The following is an 18,547-nucleotide window of genomic DNA, read 5'->3' as shown; positions in this document are numbered from 1 at the left end:
TCTTAACTAGTTTATTCCACACTTACATGTATATTATTCTCATACAAAGAAAGAAGGCAAAATGATAAAATGATATTTAGAAGTAGCAACACTCATTACTAATCAGTTACTTCCAAAAAGGAGGATCAACTTTGAAAATGTTAATTATCGGAGCAACAGGATTCCTAGGCTCCACTTTATTTGGATTCGCTAAAGAACGCGGGATTCATGTACTAGGTACCTCTAGATATACTAATAAGCATCCTCAAATAATAGAAATGAATGTAATGGAAATAGATTCTATTAAACAAGTAATAAGTGAATTCCTTCCAGATGTAGTTGTATGGACGCTTCTGAGCAGGGATGAAGAAGACATCTTAATTAATATTGGATTAACTAATTTACTATCTGTGCTAAGTCCAAAAGCAAAACTTATTTTCCTATCTACGGACGCACTATTCCTTGATGGTAAAGGGAACTATACCGAGATAGATGAGCCAACTCCATTTCCTGAAAATGCAGCCCTATCGACATATGTTAATGCAAAAATTCATGGTGAAACAAAAACCCAAGAGTTACATAAAAACCATGTTATTATTCGTACTGGCCCTCTATATGGAAGGGACTACCATCATCAAATAGAGCAACGAACTCAACGGGTATTAAGGGAAATTCAAGATAAAAATGTCTTTTTAGCAGCTTCTAATCTATATAAAACATTTGTTCACGTAGAAGATTTAGCAAATGCGATTCTAGAGTTATCTATTAAGAACTACCAAGGTATAATCCATGTTGGTCCGGATCAAAAGACTAGCTATTATATGTTTTATAAAACAAGATTAAAAGATTTAGGCTATGACGAACGTGCTATACAACCGCTAGAGATAGATCCTACCAAGCAACCATTTGTACCGCTAGATAGCTCTTTGAATACAGAAAAAGCAAGAAGTTTACTAGATGTGAAGTTCCGGACTGTTTAATGGTTTCCCACGGAAATTCGTCATACTATTTTTCTTTTTAGGGCAAAAAAGTGTAAAACATATTTGACACCCTCTTTGCCTTTTTGTATCATTAAGGTGTAAAAGGTTTTTTACACCTTTGTAAATGTGGAGGAATATGAAATGGAAAATAGAATTAAGGAGTACAGAGAAAAAAACGGTCTCTCACAAGGGAAACTAGCAGAATTATGTAATGTGAGTAGGCAAACGATTAATGCTATTGAGAATAACAAATATGACCCAAGTTTACAGCTAGCATTTGATATTGCAAAGAATTTAAGAGTTGTCATGGAAGATTTATTTATACCATTAGATAAAGGAGGAAAAAAACATGGATAAGTCTCGAAAAGTCATCGCTTTTTTTGCATTTATTGTTTTTGCTATAGTAGCAGGTTTTACATTATACAAATATTTGCGGTTTGGAACGATTGATGGAGCAGGAATATTCTTTAGCTTTGTTGCGTTATCCTATCTTTTTAATATGCTTACTTGGGGCAACCACGAAGGTGGTGGAGAGAAAGATGAAATGGACAAACATATTGAAGCCCAAAGTGCTAAAATAGGATATTTTGTATTAATGATTTTAGCAGCTTTAATTTTAGTCCTTTCTGAAGGTATCTCTAATTTTAATGACATTGATAATTATCCCCTATTAATTGTAGTTGGTTTAACGATCGTTACTCTTCCGATTACAGAATTTATCTATTCCAAGAAGTTTAAATAAGATGATACATAAATTACATTGAAGCACGGGGACAGTTCTTGCGCTTCAATGTAAGGTAGTAAAACCTCTATCGAAGCATAAGAACCGCCTCCTCGCTTACTAGTTTAAGTTGATTTCTGTTTGAAGTCCTGGGAACTTCTGATAGGTTTTTATATACATGAAAAATTCTAGTCCCTTCGTTGTTTCAATTTTGGGATAGGATACCTCGATCGTACTACCATCACTTCTATAGGAAATTGGGTAAGTCATTTCTTCCGTATCACGGTTGTGAATATAAGGAAATTCTGGAACACCTAGATCCATCTCATAGGTTACAACTGTACGATCCGATTCCTGCTTAATCTTTTCCACTTTGATTGGATTTTCCGCTCCAATAATCTCATCTTCTGCAAATGGTACACTATAGTGATCATAATTGTAGCCTTCCCCATATGCTGAAGTAACTTTTTCCCCTTGGTACGTTATTATATACGGAACGATTAAATAGGAATACACATTAACACCTCTTGGTAGTTTCATGTTTCGATAAAATCCCTGTTTCCCATCAACTCTTGGGGTATCGTAGAAAGTACTCATTACTTGGCTGGGGATATACCTTTCTCCATCAGAACCAACACCAACTATAGCAAGTTTATAATCTTGAAAGCCTGAAACTGCCTCATCTAAGAACAGATTTACATTTGTTACTAAATTAAGTTCAGATGGGGTTAGCTCAGCCCTAATAATTTGTAATGAATTTCCGAAAGCATCTTGTTTCACCTCGAAATTACTTTCCACAATAAACTCTTCATTTTTACTTAATTGGAATTGAAAAGACCAGTTTCCTTCTACCTCATTAATCTTGGAAATATGAAACTCTAAATTTGCTGTTGGTGGAAAGTTTGTATATATGTCTATATATATATATCCATTCGATATTAATTCTTCTGTAGGAATCCGTTCCGATCCAGGTGGTCCAATCGGTTCCCCATCCAATAACCATTCATAGGTTAATGAAGTATGTTCAGGAAACGTAATAGTAGAGTCAGGAATAATTTGGATCGATACTGCCATTTTACTATTATCAATGTATCCTTCCTTTAACAGTACTTTGATTCCTTGATCCTCCACCTCTAGTGATAGATCTTGTACTTTCCCCTCCATAACCATTCGTTGTAGTCCTTCATCACCATTTTGGAATAGTATACTTTTCTTCGAATGATCTCCACTAGCAATCTCCTCATACGATTGGAATAATAAAACACCAAATGCCATAACAAAGATAGATGCAATAGCTGCTATGATGTGATGTTTCTTTATATGCGTTTGCTTTTCTTTTTTCGTTGCTTTAAGTAAAGCATTTTGAACTGTTGAATGTAGCTTTTCATCCGGAATGGTGACATGGTCAACCATCTGTTTAATATCTTGATGAAGCTTCTCCATAAACATCCCCTCCACTTTCTAATTTTTTCTTCAGAATTTGAAGTGTTCTATGTAACTGTGATTTAATTGTTCCCTCTGGCTTTTCGAGAATATCCGCTATTTCCCGTATGGAGTATCCCTCGAAAAATCGCAGTAGTATAATCGTTTTTTGATTGGGTTTTAATTGGTCAAAAACATGGGAGATATCCATTGACATAATAGTTTGATTGACTTCATTTACATGAGGAATATACCAGTCAGCCTCAAACGGTACGACTACTTTTTCACGCCTTATATGGTCTAGCGCACAATTAATTAATATTCTAATCATCCATGTTGAAAACAGACTTCTATCCTTTAACTTGTGAAAGGATTTGTATCCTTTTATAATCGCATCCTGTACAATATCTAAAGCATCCTGCTCATTTCTTACATAGGAGTAGGCAATACGGTAAAGTTTATTTTGTTCATTTACTAGTAATTGCTCAAATGAATCGTGTTCTTCTGGTAACTTTCTCATTTTAAAGATAGACATATCATCCCTCCTCCCCTTCATATTTACTATAATGGTCCAATCAGCTAGAATTTTCCACTAGATTAGGAATCAACTTTCATTCACTTATTCAATTAATCTACCTATTAGACATTCAGGTTCTCGAAAACGTTCCAATTATTTTTTTTGAAGAAAGCAAGGAGACGGTTATCACACTTCAAAATGAAGCATGATAACCGTCCCTAGAATAGTGTAAATCCAGTTTTCGAATTACAGAAACGTTATTCATTAAATATAATAAGCTAAAATTTAAAAACCAATCACTGCTGAAATAGCAGCTAATATAACGGAAGTAATGACATAGATGATTGCTAGTTTAACTTTGTTAGATTGAATTAGTTCCATGTCCAAAGGTGAAAATGTGGTAAATGTATACGGACGGGTTCTTATAAACATTTTCACCTCGGAAACTTGAATTATCGACTTAAAAGCAAATAACCCTCAGTATATTCAGAATAACGAATTGTTCTAAGGGCAATATATAATCATCCCTATTTTATGATTATGTAAAGGTGGTAACTTTTTTGGAACTATCTGAACTACTTATTAGATTAATAATAGCTTTTGTCGTATTGTTTATAACAACACGAATTATGGGGCGTAAAGAAATCAGTCAAATGACCTTCTTTAATTTTGTATCCGCTATTGCTATAGGATCCGATTACAGCGAACTTAGCGGTTAATAGTAATCTTAGTATTCGAAACGGTACTATTGCTATTGTTGGATGGGCGATATTTACAATCGCTATGGCGTTTATGGACATTAAATTAAAAAGTGTTAGAAAGCTAACAACCGGTGAACCGATTGTTGTTATAAAAGAAGGTAAGATTATGGAAAACTCCCTTCGCAAAACCCAATTGGATATTGACTCATTAAACTCCATGCTACGCCAGAAAGATGTTTTCTCACTAAAGGATGTAGAATTTGCCATATTTGAAACAAGCGGAAAGCTTTCTGTTATGAAAAAGGAAAATATGCAACCCGTTACAAAAGGAGATCTACAAATCTCCAAACAAAGTAAGATTTATCCAAGCGCTACAGAAGTTATTTCGGATGGCATCATTAATACAAACAATCTTACTCGTTTAAATCTAGATACTGAATGGCTGGAGCAACAATTGCAAAATGCTGGTATAAGTTCTGTATCAGAGGTGTTTTTTGCAGAGGTTCAGACCGATGGTAGCCTTTATATCGATAATAAGGACGACCAGTTGTTAAATTGAGTAAAGAAATTTGTGGTCTTGTCTGTTAAATCAAAAATAGAGCTAATCTTACTAATTTAGCTCTATTTTTACTATTCTTCATATAGTTACTTCATTTATTAAAACCCGAAACTCTTCATTCTTATCATCGCCCAACTCTACATATGGTTGCCACTTCATTTGATAAGTGTTTGAGAAAGTTATCGGTTCTTCTCTTCCTAATGTTGTTCCAAACGAAGCTTCCTCTCTCCATGTAAGCGTGCCAGAAATAGTAGCACCATCATGAATTCGAAATGCCTCATCTACCGGATTCTCTTTTTTAGGTGGAGACCAGTATAGGTGATCATTCGTTAATAATATCGTAAAGCCCTTTACCTCTGGATTTTGCTTCACTACTTCTTCCATTTTGCTTAAATCACGTAAATAATCATACCTTGAAACATCTTGCGCTCGTTGATCAGATAGATAAATACGATTATCTTTATAAATCGTCCGTAAGAGAGCCGTTTTGTAGCGAAGCTCTATTGCGATCTTCTCATTACCTTTTGAAGCAAATAAAGCAACTCTATCTTCTTCAAACCACTTATTAATCTCTACCGAGTACCCACTTGTTCGTAGTTCTGATGCTAATTTGTCTCTAAAATCAAATTGTGAACTAGGAATTAGGCGTTTATTGGCAAAAGTTGTGAACCAATGAGGAGTTTCGTTTTCTTTGTGTGATTCCAATATTGGCTCGGGAATTGGTTCTGGCTTTTGTTCTTCTATAACTTCTGGTTCTTCAATAGTTCTGTTTTCTATCTCTATATCATTCGTTTGACTCTCTTCTTGCTTTTCTTCTAACTCCTGTAAGTCATGTTCTTCTCCTTCAACCGTGAGTAAAAGAGAATGAAACTCTCCTTGAAAAGAGCTGTCGATTTTACTATACGGATTCCAACTAATTTGATAATGATTGTCTAGTGTAATAGCAGAGGCTCTGTCCTCTGTAGGCGCAGTTTCCCTCCAGCGTAACTGGCCACTAAGTTCATTCCCCTCATGAAGTCTAAAATCATAATCATTTGTAATTCTACTTCCTACAAAATTAGTCGAGTAAGCTGCATCATTGGTGAGAAAAATAAGTACTGCTTGATCTACTACTCTGTCTTGAACGAGTTGCTCTAAGTTCTCCAGGGCCTTCACGACATCATAGCGTCCTTGGACCTGGTCTCCCTGCTCACTTAATGTAAAATCTTCCCCAACGATGGTACATTCCAAAGCTTTAGTCTTGTAGTAAGTTACTAATGCATAGTTTTTAGATTGATAGTTTACGAGAATATCAAGGTGTATGTTTCTGTCATTAGCTTTTATTTTCTTCTCTAGGCGGATGGTGCTTTCTGGGTATGTTTCTTGAATGGTCCAAGCTAAGGCGTGTTTGAAGTCTGCTTCGGAATGGAAGATTGGTCGTTGTTTGGTTAGGTTGGTTAATAGGGTTTGGATGTTGATTTTGTTTCGCTCCTTTCTGTTTTGAAGAGTGTCTAAAACTTCTTTGTACGCCAAGAGAGCCATACTAGCTAGTACAGCTCTAGTTAAATATTCCTTCTCTTATTATCTTTCTTTAAATATAATAATTCGACGAATAAAAATTATTTCCTGCTAATCTGAAAATCGCAGTTAATTAGTAATAGTAAATAACGATCTAATTATTAATTAATAAAGACCAAACTATTCCTTTATATAATTATGCAATAAACACTCTTTATATTTCGGTTAAAAAATAAAAATATTTTTGCATTTAGAGACTAAAATGCACACTAATAAATAGTTAAAAAGCCTTGTGCAATAATTACTATTTCTATCATTTGATCTTTTTATTTTTTAGTGATCTAATAGAATTAACAGTAATTTAAAAATACTTTGGAATGGAGGCTGATTATTTGGAAATCCAAGGTGAAATTCGTTCAGAAATGAATAATTTAAATGAAGTGATATTAAATAATAATAAAACCTTTCATATCCCAGACTTCCAAAGAGACTTTGTATGGACTAGTGAAGAAGCTGATGAACTCTTCCTAGACTTTGCAGAAGATACCAATAGCTTTAATACAGAAACTAGCAATCTACAAGGCTATTTACTCGGAAATGTCGTACTAATTGATGCAGGAGATAGATGGTTGGTAGTAGATGGTCAACAAAGATTGACCACTTTGTCTTTGACTTTTAAAGCGCTCTTCGAAGTTGTCAAAACGAAGGCTTATGATACTTCTTCACCTAAACATAGACAGTGGCTACAAAGATTAGGAGACCTTGAAAAAGGTTTTAACAATCTTGATGATGCTGGGGAATTCTTAGGACTTAAAATTACCCATGAGCCTTCTCTACCTTTTGGGGAATATTATAGAGCTTTAATAAGGGATGTTGAAACAGCAGAACCACGAGTTACTTCCGATGAGAATATTGAGGCAGTTTATAATACAATAGTAGAAAATATACAAACACTTGACGAAACACAACTTGCAAGATTTATAGTTTACTTACGTACAAAGGTTAAATTGATAGTAACTACAGCTCCATCACAATCAAAAGCTTTTCAATTGTTTGAAGTATTGAATGACAGGGGACGGTCATTGGAACCGCTTGATCTAGTAAAGAATTTATTTCTTAAACAATTAAGTACTGCAGGTTATGGGAAGTCCGAACTTGATGAATTTAATAATAATTGGAGTGGTTTTTTAAATAACCTTCAAATTAATAAAAAGAAAAAAGTTGCTTCCTCTACATTTATGAAGCATTTTGTAGTAGCTGAATTTGGAAGAAACGTTAAGCAAAATGATTTATTTGATTTCTTTGATAAAGATAAAAATAAAAAACCAAGAGTTAACTCTAACGAAATCCTTCCTTTATCAAGAAAATTACTGAGGATATCGCAACAGTATCAGGATATTGAAAGAAATCCTGACAGTAATAACTATAGTAATCATCAAAATATGTTTATTTTATTTAAGTTGTTCAGATTAAAGCAATTTCACCCATTATTGATGAAGTTTTATGATAGCGATCAGAAAATAAAAGAAAAAGTTCTAGATGCAGCTGTCAGATTTGGTGCTTCTGTTATATTTTCATATACACAAACTAACGTGATCGAAAAGGAAATTCCTATTTTAATTAATTCTATATTAAATACTGACACATCTGATGAAGATAGAGTAGATAAAATTGTCACTCAAATTAATAAAAGGATAGATGAAAGACGAAAAGTAATAGAAAATATTATTCCAACTAGAAATTTTTCAAATGCTCAAGGGAATGCACAAAAAAAAGCAATAGATATGCTAAAGTTTATTGAACTATACTTTAATAATAATACTTCAATCATAACTGTTCCTAGAGGTAAAAAAATATCAGTAGAGCACATACTATCTCGTTCTCTTAAAATTAATATTAACGATTACGGCTTTAACAGCGTCGAAGAGTATGAAGAATATTTGAATCACATTGGTAACTTAACTCTATTATATGGCGCAGAAAACTCTGGACTTGGAAATGCAAGTTTTGATGAGAAAATTAGTGCTTATGAAAGAACAGATTTCATTATGACAAAGACAATCGTAAAAAAGATAGAAACCTCGGTAAAAGGCGGAAAAACAGCTGCTTACAATAATTTGATAAACGAGTATCAACCAAATTATGTAATAGATAATAAATCGATTTGGTCTAAACAAGATATAGACCAAAGAGGAGAAGATATTGCAAAATTAGTATCCTATTTAGTTTCAGAGAAATCTGTTAGTTCTATATCTATATAAGAAAAATAACTTATAACTTTCCTAGGGAGAAATATAATGAATGAACCTTTTGTAGTTGGACAATTATATTCAAGAAACGATCTTTACAGGATAATCGGTGTACCAGGTGAAAGACAAGGTGGCATATGGAATACCGGATATACTATCTATAATAATGACATATTTATCTTTGCTAACATTAATACTGCAGGTAGTACTGGGCATAACTATGATAATAAATTCATTGATGACAGACTTTTTCAATGGTTTAGTAAAAATAACCATTCCTTAAAAACGCCATCAATTCAGAAAATGATAAATCCCTCTGGAAATATTTATATATTTACCAGAGAAAATATAAAAAGTAAATTTACATACAATGGTAAAGGCATTGTGAAGGAAGCACATAATCAAAAGCCTGTAAAAATAATTTGGAAATTAAATAATTAATAAATATATAACTAGACTAATAAATTACTATGATTTTTCCAAACATAATATCTATAAATAAAAGCAGAAGGTACCTTGCTGGCTAGTTTCTGCTTTTATTATAATGAATTTAAAATGAATTATATATTATTATCTAGATTCCCATATTGATTATTATCCCTTCTCATCAGTAATTAACTGTAAACCTTGGCTAACCTTCCTATTAGTTTAATATCATTTAAATAAGTATTAATTTGAAATTTTTTCTATCACTGCAGTATTAACTTCAATAATTAATAAATATATCATTAATTACTCGGTTAATTGATACTCAGAAACCAATTTAACTGATGACCATCCATACTTTTGACTTCTACTAAATTTCATACGTAGACTTATTAACTCCAAACCATTATTCCATATTAATGTATTTTGGGTTGATGATGGGGTTTTCACAAGTACTTTCACAACACTTTTAATCTTATTATGCTCTTTACAAATACTTGAACCTTCTCTATAGAACGTAATTGCCACTATTGACTTTCCAAGTAGATTTTCGATACCTCGCTTTAAATTATTCTGTGATGTCTGCTCTAATTGTCTACCAAGTTCAATAGCAAGCTCTTGTAAACTTTCCGTATGGTCTAAATCACCACGCAAAAACCTTTCCTTAACATCTCTAACAGTAGGTGTAAGATCACCCACATTGAAATATGTTGGTCCTAGTATTGAACCTACACCAGGGTTTTTTGTTGTAAGTTTACTACTTCTTTTTGCCAACGCTTTTAGAGAGATAGTTTCTACCTTATATTTTTCATTAATTCTTAAAATCAATTTTATATCTCCAGTACTTAGTTTATCTTCTATATAACTATCCGGAACCAACTCAATACTTTCAATTTCATAGTCTTGGTACTTCTCATATAATTTTTCCCTAATTACAGGAACAATTGTAGATGTTGAATTAAAAATATCTTTTAAAACATCTGGTTTAACTATATTTGAATATTTGCTTATTAACTCAACGCAATCATCTTGGTCAACTTGTTTAATATTTGGATAGTATTCTAAAAAATAATAATAAGTTATTGCTTCATGGCATTTTCCAATAGCGTTACTTTGATTACTTCCCTTTTGGTATTTATGATTATCTAACAATAAAAACATTTTGTGTTTGGTTTTTATATTATTCATTTCATTCTCGTTCTCACTCGGAAATTTGTCATAGCTAGTTGCAAGTTTTATTGAAGAAATTGGACCACTTTCAAACTTAAATCGTAATGTTAATGCTGTTTCCCCATACTTAATACCTACTGTGTTCTTCCCGGTTTTATAGATCTCTATAAGATTAAAATAAGGACTGCTGGGACTAAACCTTTCTACTTTCACATCGCTATCGTACTTTCCATATCTTGTAATTACTGTGGTTTCATCGGTCATAAACAAGGTATGATAGGCATGATAATAGCCTCTATCTTTATTATTATAAGAATCCTTAAGTAGAGTAAAACATTCCTCTCGCAAACTATACAAAAGTTTGTTTCGGTGTTGCTCTATTTCTGTTGTAAACTTTGGAAAGTGGGTGGATATAATCTTTTTTAATTCTTTCGTATCACTACTAATGTAGTTTTCGCCTGTTTCTTTAGCAATAGCTTTTAAGTACTCCAAATAGTATTTTTCAAGTTGTTCATTAAACTTTTCTTGTACAGAATCAGAGAGAAAATATTTGGAAAAAAAACTTTTTGCTCCTATGTTTTTGGCTTGAATCTTTCCGTTCTTTTTAATCAAGAACAAATTAACCATTTTAGTAGTACCATCATCTAGATATAAAGTTAGGTCTTTAGCTACATTTGTGTTTTCTTGTTCAAATTTGGAAGTTACCGAAGTAATATTTGGATATAATTTTGTTATAAAATCAACAGTTTTTTTAACTGTCTTAGTAAAATCCTCGATTGGTAATTTATTCAAGGATCTAGTTAAAGCTTGATGAACTAAAAATACATGCTTATCGCCGATTTTCCTTGGGTTTGTCTGCATATTTAACACCTCTTCTTTTATTATATCTCATAATACAAATTTATAAGAATTTTTACACAAACTAAAATACTGGCCATTATGGACCTTTAATGATAAAATAAATACTACTATTATTTTGGGAGGTATATATCATGAAAATAGATGAAAGAGGACGAGCTAAATACCGCCCTTTAAAAGACTACAATAAAGATGAAGTTAAAAAACTTCTTATAAATAAGATATCAGAGGAACAAAAGGCCATAGAGGATATTGAACAGAATGATACTCCTCCAAAACTAAATCCCCGTAATGACAAAATTAATGTAATAAGCTTATTTTCTGGCTGTGGGGGATTAGATTTAGGTATAGAACTTGCTGGTTTAGCTGCAATGATTGGAGAGGAAAAAGCACTTGAGGCATTTAAAAGAAAGGAAAAATATGATGATATTCGAGATCAAAGCTTATTTCATACGATATATACAAATGATCTATTCAAAGAAGCGAATGAATCATACAAAGTAAATTTCCCTTCAACATTTCAAAGTAACCAGGATATACGAAAAATTAAGCACTTTCCAAAAGCTGATCTGGTACTTGGTGGTTTTCCGTGCCCAGGATTCAGTGAAGCAGGACCTAGACTGATTGATGACGAACGAAACTTTTTATATATTCATTTTATTCGTTGTCTAATACAAGCCAGACCTATTGCTTTCATCGCAGAGAATGTGAAGGGTATGCTCACTCTTGGAAAGGGGGAAGTAATCAAACAAATTATCCAAGACTTTACTTCAGCTGGTTATAATGTTAAGTTTCAACTTGTTAATGCAAGAGATTATGGTGTACCTCAACTAAGAGAAAGAGTATTTATTGTTGGTATAAGAGAGGATATTGATTTTAAGTATATTTTTCCAGAACCAACACATGGAGCCGATGAAGGCAAATTACCTTATGTCACTTTAAAAGATGCAATTGGTGATCTTGAGAAAAATCCTGGTGATTGGTTTGAAGGTGGGTATTCACCAATATACTTATCACGAAATAGGAAAAAGAAATGGAAAGAACAAAGCTTTACTATACAAGCATCTGGTAGACAAGCACCATTACATCCAAGTGGTCCTGAAATGATTAAATTGGACAAAGATTATTGGATTCTTCCAGGGGATGAATCTTTACACCGAAGATTGTCTGTAAGGGAGATTGCAAGGATTCAAACTTTCCCTGATTGGTTTAAGTTTTCTGATGGAGGTAATATGAAATCCAGTAAGAACAATAGGCTAAATAAACAATATAAGCAAATTGGAAATGCAGTTCCAGTTAGCTTGGCTAAAGCAATAGCAATGCCAATTGCACAATGGGCAAAGGAAAATCTTGATACCCTTAAACAACGTAGTTAATTGAAATTTAGGGACAGTATTCTGTCCCTAGTATCTAAACTCACGGTATTAAAGGTAACCTTGTTGTTAGAAATTAATAATTCTAATCAATCCCCACTAAACGTCCCTAAATCCTTTATTAATGACAAACATTCATCCTATTGCAACTGGTAACCCCTGATCTTAAGACCCTATTCTATTTATTATTTCGATTCAAGATATTCTTTATATCGTTTTAAGGCGTTACTATACATTCTATTTCCACGGGAATCCTTTACTTTGAATTCTTCTATTGAAAGATACTTCAGTTTATAAGTTTCTATGATAACTGGATCCTCAAAATAATACAAACTACTATCTATTAAATTATAGCTCTTTAACTCTTTAGATATAGTATTAATAGCACCCGCATACTTTTCGCTAGTTGAGGGCGACAATTTAGTATGATTATTTAACCAACTAATAAATTCTTCTTTCTGTTTCATTTTATTCGATCCCCCAAAGATAATTTAGATCTTTAAATAAAATTCACCTATGCATTTCTCGCAACCTAATAACCCTACTCCGCTTCTCTCTTACCTCATCAAGATACGTAGTAAACTCTGACTCACCCGAATAACTTAAACTTAAGTAATTCTGTGCCCTCGTCATTGCAATGTATAGTAAAGAAGCCTCTCTTTCAGGGTCTTCCTCCAATGCAAATGGCATATTATCTACATTAACAATAAAAACAGCCTGAAAGTCTAATCCTTTACTAGAGTCGATGGTGCTTACTTTAACATTACCATCATCTTTCTTATAATTTCTTTTAGCTACAGCAGATTCCGTTATCCAATAATAGGGAATATCAGCCTGGGCTAAGGCCCATTTAATAGTTGCTATGTAATCAGCATTTTTAGATCGTTTTACACGATATAGTATGATCATCTCGTCATATGGAACTTTATTATCTGTATGTAGTCGTTTCATTATCTTCACGACTTCCATCATTTCTTGTTTAAAGCTATTTCGTTTGATAATTGCTGGTTCTGGCCCTTTTCGCTTTGTGCTTTGTGGAGCAATAATCTCTCCTTCAAAACCTCTTTCAACAATTTTATTTTTGAGTTCTGAATGTTTTTGATAAAAATCCCATGCAAATTTAACAATTTGTGCCGTATTCCTATAGTTAATCGTTAGTATCTTTGAGCGTCCGCGAAAATCTAAGCCTGTGTCTTGTACATAACTTCTTTTTCTTTTGTATATATCTTGGGCACGGTCTTCCACTAATAATAAGGATTGTGTTTCAGGATTTAATAATCGGCTAACGAGTTGAAACCATTCTTTCTCGAAATCTTGTCCTTCATCTATCATTACTGCATCATATTGCGGCAAAATTGCATTACCTTCATCTAGCAACTTAATAATGGATGGTATATGATGTTCACCTATTTTAAGTTTATTTTTAATCCATGCGTGGAAATTAAAAACCTCAATGTTATGCTTTATTTCTTTCTCAGGTCCTTCTTCTATCTCAAAGTCAAAATCAAAGAGATCTCTTTGTTCCTCAAACATATTATTAATAATATGACGGATATTCTGTGCCAAGGAAATGTTATAGCATAAAATAAGAATCTTCCAATCTGGATGTTCCTTTGCTAATAACTTGGCCCTACTTGCTAATATTAGCGTCTTCCCACTACCTGCAACTCCTCGGATAAGCCGGTTTTTATCACCTAGTTGTTTAGCTAGATTTTCCTGATGAAGATCCATTGTCTTAATATCATGTAACGATAATAATAAATGGTCTTGGTGAGGAATCGGCTCTTTAAATTCAGCACTAATTCTCACTTCTGGGAACAGATGATAACGAATTGCATTAATGTCTTCATAAGTTAATGGTTCTCTTAATCGATAAGGAACAGTAAACATATTTAATATTTTTTCAATCAATACTTCTTCATCAAAAAGTTCATGGCTTGGATCTATTTCATCACGAGTAAGGGACATTCCTGGTTCTACGACGTTGTATAATTGATATTCTATAAAATCCTTTTGGTACATCCTAGTAAATACAGCACCATAACCACAAGGAAACTTTAATTTAAACTTATATTTCCCTTCGTGGTTAACAAGATTTGCATCTTTTTTCAAACGATCAGAGATGTGAAACATATATTCCCGAGCTTGAAGTAACGGATTTTTTACTGTCGTTTGCTCACCACTAGTTGTATATAATGTCCAAGTATCCTGGTTGATTTGAAATAAAGAAGATTTTACATAATCTTTTACTTCTAACACAATAAGCCCTAAATCAGGGCCTATGATTACGAAATCAGGGCGTTTCCCATTTATTTCGGGTTCATAATAGACAATATAATCATCTGGTAGATATTCTTTTAAAGTATTAAACAACTGACGTTCCCCAGCAGTTGCTGTTCTACGAATGGTTTCAGGAACCGTAATTGCCACAGTATTCACCTACGCGTCTTTTTCTTTAATAGTAACATATTTTTTGAAAATTTAGTCGTTACTTGTCAATTTTTCCCCTCTAGTTTAAATTACGACAATCTTCTCTCCAATCTTTGAAATCCCATAATACCTCCGCAAATACCCATCCACCATCTCTTCCACTTCCTCAGTAGACAGCATATCCAATATCATTGCCCCACCAACAACGTTCAAATACTTATTAGCTTGAACAAAATGATCTCTTTTAATCTCAATTCCAGATTCTTTCCAGTTTACTAGAGTCTTCAATATTCCTTTGGTGATATTAGGATTGGATGTAAAGTTACTTGCAAAGAAAACAACACTTCTGGCTGAGAAGTCCTTTTCACAAAAGAAATCCGTAAGCCAATAAGGGTTAGATTCATTTGTTTCATCATATGTCATATGGCCAACCCACCAAAGTCTAGCTAAGATATGAACAAATAGAGAGCGTTTTTTACCATTTTTAAAGAACATTGCAGTTTCAATACGTTTTTCGTTTTGAGCTGCTATCTCATTCTTTAACCGGTAGTAAGCAAAGTCCCTAAACTGTGTATGAACTAGTCCAGACCACAGTCTCTCTTGTGTAGCCTGTGAAATGGTTAAATGTTTTAGTGCATCATATACTAGTTTTACATTTTCCCGATCACTTATCGAATAGTCTTCATCAAAGTTTAGATTCGGAATTTCAAAGTCAATCTTTGATTCTAATATGCCATTATTCTCTTGAAAGTATCTATCAAACCATTCATTATCTCTATTAAAGTAATGTTCTTTATACGTAGGGAAATTTGTCCGTAAATCCATTAGTGTTTCATCCGCTAAAAATTTCAACTTCATTTATATTCCACCCTCCTTATAATTTCTCTATTTCTTCAAAGCTAGCTTTTAAAGGCTTTCTTAATACCATTTGTGCAGCTTTAAGAGAAGATAGTGCATCTGTCCCTACATCTTCTATCCGTAGATTATTTTCATCAAAAATTTTCTCTAGCACTTGATACCAAGTGTATTCAGCTAAATCATCTCGATTATCATTTATCTTTGAAAATACATATACTAAACTTGGTAAGATGACATTCGATAGAATTGTCTGTTTCAATCTTGATTTGGCATTTGTTGCATATTGGTTATATTCATAAGTTGGAAGTGCAACAGTAATCGTATCTGATTGAATCTCCACTTCCATAAATTCATTTCGATGGGACTTAATCACTTTCACAATCGATGGCAGATTCAATAATTCAGTGTTATCTTCATACAATGTCGTCTCAATTGCTTCTCCGATTGCTAGTATATTACCTTTTTCAAAGGTTATTAGACTATCTGCATACCATTCATTTAATTTGTCATTCGTATAATCTTCTATTCTTTCATTAGCAGTAATGAAAGAGTGAATCTCTACTTTCCCACGAAGTAGTTCTGATGGAATAGCAATATCTAGTATTTTATTAAAGCTACTAAAAGCATTACGATAACTTGTTTGCCCACATTCTATATGAACAAGATACGTAGCTCTTTTATCCTCAATTAAACTGTTAATCCCATCATTATCTAATTCAAATCGTACTTGTATTCTCACTTCCCCAAAAGATTCCTGTACTTCTATGGAAGAATTAAAGGAAGAATTAAGGTAATCATCATTATTCATGAACAAAACTGGGTATGGATAGGATGTATTAATTTTCATAGAGCTCTACCTCCATTACACAGTATTCTGGATAATCAATATCGACATTTAGTACAAATCGTTTATTTTTTGTAATTGAATTCACGTACACCGTGTTCGCACTTATACTTTCTATTGTTACTTCGGAATCGTTTGTAGCAGCATGTTTTATTGGTAAATCATAATTATTCTGTTCTCCCATTACACGAAATACTAGTCTTCCACTGTTTAAGGATTTTTTTGGAGAAATCATCAGTTTGTATTTGCCTTTTTCCTTATTTAAACAAACATACTTTTGCTCTATTGTTATTGGTTTCTTACTAGGTTTACGTTCTCTTTGTTTATCTACATCTCCTGGAGTGTTTCGGTCTAATTCATTTTCCCCATCAGGATTGGTTAATCCACCACCATTATTTCCACCGCCTGAATGGGTTCCAAAACCGTTTCCACCTTCATCTCCAGAGGGTGTAATCCCATATTCACCAACTAGTTGTTCTTCTAAATCTTTTAAGTCTTTCCCTTTTTTCTTTTTAGTTTTCTTATTCTCTTGATCCTTTGTCTTCGTAATAATGTTTTTTATCGTTGAATTCAATGATTCCGTTCTATTTCGAGATTCCATATCTAGATTCTTATTTGGTAGAAAATCGCTTAATCCAACGGCATCCATTTCGTCAGTAATTTTCTCTTGGAATTTACTTTTCACTGTATCACGAATGAATTTACGTAATTCTTTGTAAATTTTATCAGCTGTTTTTGGATCCTTCTCATATCGTTCAGGAGACCATTCATTATGAGCAGGATTTTCCATCTGCTTGAAAATGGAGTTCATGTTTGTACCAGTGATCATTAGAATTCCTGTAAATGAAATACTGCCACTAATATTCTTTTGTTCAAAAATACGCATACCTGTTTTTCTTGTCATCAGTACACGGCGATTCAATTCACCTTCTGAATCATTTAAAAGATATAATGTTGCTTCTCCTTCTTCAAACGAGATACCAGCTTTCCTATAATTCTTAGCAGGATACGGTATTTTAATAGTCTTATCTGAGTTTAATAGAGAGAAGTAATTCTGTAGTTCTCTATTTTCTTCCTTGTCCTCTAAATTATTAATCAAGGTCCCAATATTTTGGTCATTAATTTCAAAGTCGTTAATCTTTACGATTAATTTCTTTTGGAAAATAGTGATGAAGAAATTAAATAACAATGATTTTATTGCTTCTTCTTTCCAATCATCATAAGTTGGTTCAAAGGCAGGAATAAAAATATCTGTACCGCTTTCATTTCTATGGAATGTATCATCTAATCTTAATTGACCAGGTATTGCAAGGGAATGTGGATTGTCTGTATAGTATCCATTACCAAGTGTTATCTGGTCATGATTTTTCTTGAAAGACATAATATTAGCAACACCAATATGTGATTGGTAACCAGTTATATCGAGCGATGAATAAAACAACGTTCGAATATTAGAATTAAGAAATGGAGCCGATTTTCCGATTCCAAAGCTTCCTCCTGAATTATCATCTTTATTAGATGACCCAGCTTCTTTCACTAAAGAAGACCATGGTGAGCCTAGTTCTCCATCTTTAGCACCTTCCAAGCCTTTCGTGTTAAAGTCGCTGATACGCAAGAAATTCATTGTATCCTGACTTAAATAGTTAAGAGCACCTTTTATAAACTCTTCACTTTTCTTATTACGACCTTTCCAAGTCCGTTCGCACATATGAAAAACATCAATTAGTTCATTTTTGTTTGGAAAGTTTCTAGTATTAGTTGAAAAACTTTGAAACTCAACTACTACTGGCTTACTAGGGTCCTTCACCGCGTCCAAAGCATTTTGGATAATTTCCCGAATTAATGATTCAATTGCATTTCCTCTAAATGTTTCTAGTCCAGCATTATTAATGGAGTTAATCATTCCACCAGTAGCAGCTGGAAAGTTCCAGAATGTACTCATTTGAATCCCCCAATAGTTAAA

At 33.1% G+C, this 18,547-nt stretch carries 16 protein-coding genes and 1 pseudogene; 7 read left to right on the top strand and 10 right to left on the bottom strand.

Going from position 1 to position 18,547, the window contains the following annotated elements:
* Positions 1-137 precede the first annotated feature (137 nt).
* The 3 genes from IEV35_RS12345 (at position 138) to IEV35_RS12335 (ending at position 1,701) form a co-directional block, all read left to right on the top strand.
* Positions 138-959, top strand: a complete 822-nt coding sequence (locus IEV35_RS12345; protein WP_229740748.1) for a sugar nucleotide-binding protein — start codon at positions 138-140, stop codon at positions 957-959.
* A gap of 141 nt (positions 960-1,100) precedes the next feature.
* Complete coding sequence (locus IEV35_RS12340; protein WP_188384960.1) at positions 1,101-1,316, top strand: helix-turn-helix transcriptional regulator; 216 nt, start codon at positions 1,101-1,103, stop codon at positions 1,314-1,316.
* Positions 1,309-1,701, top strand: coding sequence for a DUF2178 domain-containing protein (locus IEV35_RS12335; RefSeq protein WP_188384959.1), 393 nt, complete (start codon positions 1,309-1,311; stop codon positions 1,699-1,701). The genes IEV35_RS12340 and IEV35_RS12335 overlap by 8 nt, the downstream gene beginning before the upstream one ends.
* A gap of 99 nt (positions 1,702-1,800) precedes the next feature.
* Here the strand turns inward: IEV35_RS12335 and IEV35_RS12330 are convergent, their stop codons facing one another.
* The 3 genes from IEV35_RS12330 to IEV35_RS12320 form a co-directional block, all read right to left on the bottom strand.
* Positions 1,801-3,123, bottom strand: a complete 1,323-nt coding sequence (locus tag IEV35_RS12330; protein ID WP_188384958.1) for a DUF4179 domain-containing protein — start codon at positions 3,121-3,123, stop codon at positions 1,801-1,803.
* Positions 3,098-3,637, bottom strand: coding sequence for a sigma-70 family RNA polymerase sigma factor (locus tag IEV35_RS12325; RefSeq protein WP_229740745.1), 540 nt, complete (start codon positions 3,635-3,637; stop codon positions 3,098-3,100). Before IEV35_RS12325 ends, IEV35_RS12330 begins: the two co-directional genes overlap by 26 nt.
* 267 nt (positions 3,638-3,904) lie before the next feature.
* On the bottom strand, positions 3,905-4,057 hold the full coding sequence (locus tag IEV35_RS12320) for a hypothetical protein (RefSeq protein ID WP_229740744.1): 153 nt from the start codon (positions 4,055-4,057) through the stop codon (positions 3,905-3,907).
* Between the two features lie 122 nt (positions 4,058-4,179).
* Between IEV35_RS12320 and IEV35_RS12315 the strand changes: the two are divergent.
* Positions 4,180-4,879: pseudogene (locus IEV35_RS12315) on the top strand (YetF domain-containing protein).
* Positions 4,880-4,957: 78 nt separating this feature from the next.
* Here the strand turns inward: IEV35_RS12315 and IEV35_RS12310 are convergent.
* Positions 4,958-6,400, bottom strand: coding sequence for a hypothetical protein (locus IEV35_RS12310; protein WP_188384956.1), 1,443 nt, complete (start codon positions 6,398-6,400; stop codon positions 4,958-4,960).
* A 368-nt stretch (positions 6,401-6,768) separates the two neighbouring features.
* Between IEV35_RS12310 and IEV35_RS12305 the strand changes: the two genes are divergently transcribed.
* On the top strand, positions 6,769-8,637 hold the full coding sequence (locus tag IEV35_RS12305) for a DUF262 domain-containing protein (RefSeq protein WP_188384955.1): 1,869 nt from the start codon (positions 6,769-6,771) through the stop codon (positions 8,635-8,637).
* A 36-nt stretch (positions 8,638-8,673) separates the two neighbouring features.
* Positions 8,674-9,066 carry a DUF3427 domain-containing protein gene (locus tag IEV35_RS12300; protein WP_188384954.1) on the top strand — a complete coding sequence of 131 codons (393 nt, stop codon included), beginning with the start codon at positions 8,674-8,676 and terminating at the stop codon, positions 9,064-9,066.
* Between the two features lie 291 nt (positions 9,067-9,357).
* Here the strand turns inward: IEV35_RS12300 and IEV35_RS12295 are convergent, their stop codons facing one another.
* Positions 9,358-11,082 (bottom strand): hypothetical protein, encoded by a 1,725-nt coding sequence (locus IEV35_RS12295; RefSeq protein WP_188384953.1) that lies wholly within the window; start codon positions 11,080-11,082, stop codon positions 9,358-9,360.
* Between the two features lie 131 nt (positions 11,083-11,213).
* Here IEV35_RS12295 and IEV35_RS12290 point away from each other — a divergent pair, with 131 nt between their 5' ends.
* Positions 11,214-12,455, top strand: a complete 1,242-nt coding sequence (locus IEV35_RS12290; RefSeq protein ID WP_188384952.1) for a DNA cytosine methyltransferase — start codon at positions 11,214-11,216, stop codon at positions 12,453-12,455.
* A gap of 182 nt (positions 12,456-12,637) precedes the next feature.
* On the opposite strand, the gene IEV35_RS12285 is transcribed toward IEV35_RS12290, so the two are convergent.
* The 5 genes from IEV35_RS12285 to IEV35_RS12265 all read right to left on the bottom strand — a co-directional run bounded on the left by IEV35_RS12285 (position 12,638) and on the right by IEV35_RS12265 (position 18,526).
* Positions 12,638-12,919 carry a hypothetical protein gene (locus IEV35_RS12285; RefSeq protein ID WP_188384951.1) on the bottom strand — a complete coding sequence of 94 codons (282 nt, stop codon included), beginning with the start codon at positions 12,917-12,919 and terminating at the stop codon, positions 12,638-12,640.
* Positions 12,920-12,962: 43 nt separating this feature from the next.
* Entirely contained in the window at positions 12,963-14,882 is a 1,920-nt protein-coding gene (locus IEV35_RS12280) for a 3'-5' exonuclease (RefSeq protein ID WP_188384950.1), read from the bottom strand.
* Between the two features lie 84 nt (positions 14,883-14,966).
* Positions 14,967-15,740, bottom strand: a complete 774-nt coding sequence (locus IEV35_RS20185) for a DUF6339 family protein (RefSeq protein WP_229740743.1) — start codon at positions 15,738-15,740, stop codon at positions 14,967-14,969.
* Positions 15,741-15,756: 16 nt separating this feature from the next.
* A complete protein-coding gene (locus IEV35_RS12270) occupies positions 15,757-16,587 on the bottom strand; it encodes a hypothetical protein (protein ID WP_188384949.1) in 831 nt (276 codons plus the stop codon).
* A complete protein-coding gene (locus tag IEV35_RS12265; RefSeq protein ID WP_188384948.1) occupies positions 16,577-18,526 on the bottom strand; it encodes a hypothetical protein in 1,950 nt (649 codons plus the stop codon). Before IEV35_RS12265 ends, IEV35_RS12270 begins: the two co-directional genes overlap by 11 nt.
* Positions 18,527-18,547: the final 21 nt, after the last annotated feature.

The sequence above is a fragment of the Ornithinibacillus halotolerans genome (genome assembly GCF_014637405.1).
Classification (GTDB): Bacteria; Bacillota; Bacilli; order Bacillales; family Amphibacillaceae; genus Ornithinibacillus; species Ornithinibacillus halotolerans.
Note: the sequence above shows the minus strand (reverse complement) of the source record. Positions and strands in the feature narration are given on the sequence as shown.

Coding starts and splice junctions, on each gene's coding strand:
- IEV35_RS12290 (WP_188384952.1), top strand. CDS start 11,214: ATGAAAATAGATGAAAGAGGACGAGCTAAATACCGCCCTTTAAAAGAC.
- IEV35_RS12265 (WP_188384948.1), bottom strand. CDS start 18,526: ATGAGTACATTCTGGAACTTTCCAGCTGCTACTGGTGGAATGATTAAC.
- IEV35_RS12335 (WP_188384959.1), top strand. CDS start 1,309: ATGGATAAGTCTCGAAAAGTCATCGCTTTTTTTGCATTTATTGTTTTT.
- IEV35_RS12310 (WP_188384956.1), bottom strand. CDS start 6,400: ATGGCTCTCTTGGCGTACAAAGAAGTTTTAGACACTCTTCAAAACAGA.
- IEV35_RS12330 (WP_188384958.1), bottom strand. CDS start 3,123: ATGGAGAAGCTTCATCAAGATATTAAACAGATGGTTGACCATGTCACC.
- IEV35_RS12285 (WP_188384951.1), bottom strand. CDS start 12,919: ATGAAACAGAAAGAAGAATTTATTAGTTGGTTAAATAATCATACTAAA.
- IEV35_RS12345 (WP_229740748.1), top strand. CDS start 138: ATGTTAATTATCGGAGCAACAGGATTCCTAGGCTCCACTTTATTTGGA.
- IEV35_RS12295 (WP_188384953.1), bottom strand. CDS start 11,082: ATGCAGACAAACCCAAGGAAAATCGGCGATAAGCATGTATTTTTAGTT.
- IEV35_RS20185 (WP_229740743.1), bottom strand. CDS start 15,740: ATGAAGTTGAAATTTTTAGCGGATGAAACACTAATGGATTTACGGACA.
- IEV35_RS12300 (WP_188384954.1), top strand. CDS start 8,674: ATGAATGAACCTTTTGTAGTTGGACAATTATATTCAAGAAACGATCTT.
- IEV35_RS12270 (WP_188384949.1), bottom strand. CDS start 16,587: ATGAAAATTAATACATCCTATCCATACCCAGTTTTGTTCATGAATAAT.
- IEV35_RS12325 (WP_229740745.1), bottom strand. CDS start 3,637: ATGTCTATCTTTAAAATGAGAAAGTTACCAGAAGAACACGATTCATTT.
- IEV35_RS12340 (WP_188384960.1), top strand. CDS start 1,101: ATGGAAAATAGAATTAAGGAGTACAGAGAAAAAAACGGTCTCTCACAA.